The sequence below is a fragment of the Actinoplanes sp. NPDC051633 genome (assembly GCF_040681735.1).
In the GTDB taxonomy this organism is placed as follows: Bacteria; Actinomycetota; Actinomycetes; order Mycobacteriales; family Micromonosporaceae; genus Actinoplanes.
This window is the reverse complement of record NZ_JBFAZH010000756.1, coordinates 1-3,851: the sequence shown is the minus strand read 5'-3', so window position 1 is coordinate 3,851 and position 3,851 is coordinate 1. Positions and strand designations below refer to the sequence as shown.

Here is a 3,851-nt window from a genome sequence, read left to right as displayed (position 1 = left end):
GGTCGCGCTGGGTCACGGCGCCGAGGACATGGCAGCGGTGATCAAGGCGCTCGAGTCGACACCATGACAATGTTGTTGCCAGACCTGTGCAATAGCCAGTCCTGGGGAATACGCTGGCGCCCATGAACGTGGTGGCGATGCACATCGCTAACGGGATCGTGGACGCGCGCACCTCGGCCGCGTTCGCCGTCGTCTCCCTCGTCGCGCTCGGCTTCTGCGTAATGCGGGGCCGCGCCGATCTGGACGACCGTCTCGCCCCGATGGCCGGGCTGGTGGCGGCGTTCATCTTCGCCGTGCAGATGCTCAACTTCCAGGTGCTGCCCGGCGTCTCCGGCCACCTGCTCGGCGGCGCCCTGGCCGCCGTGCTGGCCGGCCCGTGGGTGGGCGCCCTGTGCGTCGCGACCGTGCTGATCGTCCAGTGCCTGCTCTTCGCCGACGGCGGCCTCACCGCACTCGGCCTCAACGTCTTCAACATGGCGATCCTCGGCACCGCGGCGGGTTATCTGGTGGTCGCCGGCCTGCTGCGGCTGCTGCCCAGGACGGCCGGCGGCGTCGCCACCACCGCGTTCATCGCCTCTGTGGTCAGCGTGGTGGCCGCTTCGCAGGGCTTCGTGCTGGAGTACGCGATGGGCGGCACGACCCAGCTCTCGCTGGGCACGATCTCGGCCACGATGGCCGGCGTGCACACCCTGATCGGCATCGGCGAGGGCCTGATCGCCGCGACCACGGTCGCCACCGTCGCCAAGGTCAGACCCGATCTGGTGTACGCGCTGCGCCGCTTCCGCACCGCTCCGGCCGTCGCGACCGCGGGAGTGCCGGCCTGATGAGCAAGCGACTCGGCTGGTTCCTCGCCGGCGGCCTGCTGGTGGCGATCCTGCTGGCCGGCGTGGTGAGCGGCTTCGCCTCGGGCAGCCCCGACGGCCTGGACGCGACCGCCCGGCAGGGCTGCACGTTCAACGCCGACGACGAGATCACCGGCGGCACGTGCATGGCCCAGCAGGAGCAGGACCATCAGCTCGGCGGCGGCCCGCTGGCCGACTACGGCATCCGCGGCATCGGCAACGACCACCTGTCCACCGGCCTGGCCGGAGTGCTCGGCGTGGTCATCGTCTTCGCCCTCAGCGGCGGCGTGTTCTGGCTGGTGCGCCGCCGTAAGCCGGTGGGCTGACCGTGGGCGCCGGCCACGCCCACCCGCTGCACCTCGACCACGACAGCCCGCTGCACCGGCTGCCGCCCGAGGTGAAGATCGCCGCCACCCTGCTCTTCACGATCATCGTGGTGGTCACGCCGCGCGAGCACTTCGCCGCCTTCGCCGGGTTCGCGGCGCTGATCGTGCTGGTCGCCGCTCTGGCCCGGGTGCGGCCCGGCTGGCTCGCCAAGCGCGCCACGATCGAGCTGCCGTTCGTGCTGCTGGCCGTCTTCCTGCCGTTCGCCGGGCACGGCGAGCGGATCGTCTGGCTGGGCATGTCGCTGTCGGTGGACGGGCTCTACGGCGCCTGGAACATCGTGGCGAAAGGCACGCTGGGCGTGCTCGCCTCGCTGCTGCTCGCCGCGACCACCTCCATGCGTGACCTGATCCTCGGCCTCGACCGCCTGCGCGTGCCCTCGGTCTTCACCCAGATCGCCACGTTCATGCTCCGCTATCTCGACATCCTCGCCGACGACGCGCGGCGGATGCGGATCGCCCGGCTGTCCCGTGGCTACGACCCGCGGTTCCTGTGGCAGGTCAAGGCCTTCGCGGTCGGGGTGGGCGCGCTGTTCCTGCGGGCCTTCGAGCGCGGCGAGCGGGTCTATCTGGCGATGCGTTCGCGCGGCTACACCGGGCGGCTGCCGCGCACCGGTCAGCAGCCGGCCTCCGCCGGGCAGTGGGCGGCCTCCGCACTGCTGCCGCTCGCCGCCGCCGGGGTGGCGCTGGTGACGGTGCTGAGTTGACCGGCGATCCGATGATGACCCCAACGCTACGGGTCGCCGGGCTGACCTTCGCCTACCCGGACGGCAGCGTGGCGCTGCGCGGCGTTGACCTGACCGTGGCGCCCGGCGAGCGGGTGGCGCTGCTCGGGCCGAACGGCGCCGGCAAGACCACGCTGGTGCTGCACCTCAACGGCATCCTCGCCGGCGGCGCGGGCACGGTCGAGGTCGGCGGGCAGCGGGTGGACCCGGGCGACCGGGCCGGGATCGCGGAGATCCGCCGCAAGGTCGGCGTCGTCTTCCAGGACCCCGACGATCAGCTCTTCATGCCGTCGGTCGCCGAGGACGTGGCGTTCGGGCCGGCCAACCTCGGCCTGCGCGGCGCCGAGCTGGACGCCCGGGTCGACGAGGCGCTCGCCGCGGTGGGGATGAGCGCGCACCGCGACCAGGTGCCGCAGCATCTGTCCTTCGGCCAGCGGCGCCGGGTGGCGGTGGCGACCGTGCTGGCCATGCGGCCCGAGCTGCTGGTGCTGGACGAGCCGTCGTCCAACCTGGACCCGGCGAGCCGGCGGGAGCTGGCCGAGATCGTCCGGTCGCTGCCGGTGACCGTGCTGATGGTGACGCACGACCTGCCGTACGCGCTGGAGCTGTGCCCGCGCGCGCTGATCCTGGACGACGGGGTGATCGCGGCCGACGCGCCCACCCGCGACGTGCTGGCCGACGACGACCTGCTCGGCGCCCACCGGCTCGAGCTGCCGTTCGGCTTCGACCCCCACGTCCGGCGGACAGGCGGTGCGACGCCCCCGGTCCGCGGAGGTCCTACGCTCCGCGGGTGACGACCGAGGCACCACACGACCACGTGTGCCTGGCGTACGACGATCCGGCCACCCTCGAGGAGAACGCCCGCGCCTTTCTCACCGCCGGCTCGCGGTCCGGTCAGCGGATCTGGTACATCGGCCCGGCCGGTCCGCCGGTGGGCGTGCCCGCGCGGCACCTGCGGCTGGACACGACCTACGCGGAGGGTTCGGCGGTGGACCCGCGGGAGCAGGCCGCCGTCTTCATCGGCGCGTTCCACGACGCCCTCGCCGACGGGCACCGCGGCCTGCGGGTGGTCGCCGAGGTGACCCCGCTGGTGCGGACCGCGGCGCAGCGCGAGGCCTTCTGCCGGTACGAGCACCTGATCGACCGCTTCATGGCCGTGCACCCGCTCTCCGGCATGTGCGCCTTCCGCCGCAGCGCGCTCGGCGCCGGCGACCTCGACGAGCTGGCCTGCCTGCACCCGACGACCAACGTCGCGGTGCCGTTCCGCATGCACGCCTGCCGCCCCGAGCTGGGCCGGGCGACGCTGTCCGGCGAGCTGGACCTCGCCTCCGAGGACGCGCTGCGCCGCACGCTGGAGCGGACCGGACTGCATCGGGAGCGGGGCGGCGTGGTGCTCGACGCCACCGGGCTGCGCTTCGCGGACCACCGCGCGCTGCAGCGACTGGACCGGTGGGCCACCGACCACGACACCACGCTGGTGCTGCGGGCCTCCGGCGACGGGCTGGGCCGGCTGGCCGCGCTGCTGGAGCTGGACCGCCTGCGGGTCGAGGTGGCGCGATGACCGCCGGGCACTCGGGCTGACGTGGCCTACCGGACCGGGCGAACGCTCCTTAAGCTGGTATGCGTGACTCGTGGGGGCTCCGCCGGCGCTGCGCACGATCATGTCTGCTTCGCGTATGACGACGACGCCGTCCTCGCGGCGCAGGGCCGCGGCTTCCTCGCCGACGGCGCCGCGGAGGGCTGCGAGGTGTGGTGGATCGGCGACTCACCACCCTCGGACGGTCTGCTCACCCGGGTCGTGCGGGTGGGGTCGGCGTATCCGACGGGCGCCGTGGTGGACCCCGCGGCGCAGGTCCGCGCCTACGCCGCGGCGACCGATGCCGCGCTCGCCGCGGGCTTCA

Annotated in this window: 6 protein-coding genes; all 6 read left to right on the top strand. The window is 73.5% G+C overall.

Going from position 1 to position 3,851, the window contains the following annotated elements; translation table 11 throughout:
• Window positions 1-122 precede the first annotated feature (122 nt).
• A complete protein-coding gene (locus AB0M20_RS31360; protein WP_364303942.1) occupies window positions 123-824 on the top strand; it encodes an energy-coupling factor ABC transporter permease in 702 nt (233 codons plus the stop codon).
• Complete coding sequence (locus tag AB0M20_RS31355; RefSeq protein ID WP_364303941.1) at window positions 824-1,168, top strand: PDGLE domain-containing protein; 345 nt, start codon at window positions 824-826, stop codon at window positions 1,166-1,168. Before AB0M20_RS31360 ends, AB0M20_RS31355 begins: the two co-directional genes overlap by 1 nt.
• 2 nt (window positions 1,169-1,170) lie before the next feature.
• Window positions 1,171-1,932, top strand: a complete 762-nt coding sequence (gene cbiQ, locus AB0M20_RS31350; RefSeq protein ID WP_364303940.1) for a cobalt ECF transporter T component CbiQ — start codon at window positions 1,171-1,173, stop codon at window positions 1,930-1,932.
• Window positions 1,933-1,943: 11 nt separating this feature from the next.
• Complete coding sequence (locus AB0M20_RS31345) at window positions 1,944-2,744, top strand: ABC transporter ATP-binding protein (RefSeq protein WP_364303943.1); 801 nt, start codon at window positions 1,944-1,946, stop codon at window positions 2,742-2,744.
• Window positions 2,741-3,511 carry an MEDS domain-containing protein gene (locus AB0M20_RS31340; RefSeq protein ID WP_364303939.1) on the top strand — a complete coding sequence of 257 codons (771 nt, stop codon included), beginning with the start codon at window positions 2,741-2,743 and terminating at the stop codon, window positions 3,509-3,511. Before AB0M20_RS31345 ends, AB0M20_RS31340 begins: the two co-directional genes overlap by 4 nt.
• Window positions 3,512-3,574: 63 nt before the next feature.
• On the top strand, window positions 3,575-3,851 hold a 277-nt coding region (locus AB0M20_RS31335), incomplete at its 3' end, for a hypothetical protein (RefSeq protein WP_364303938.1).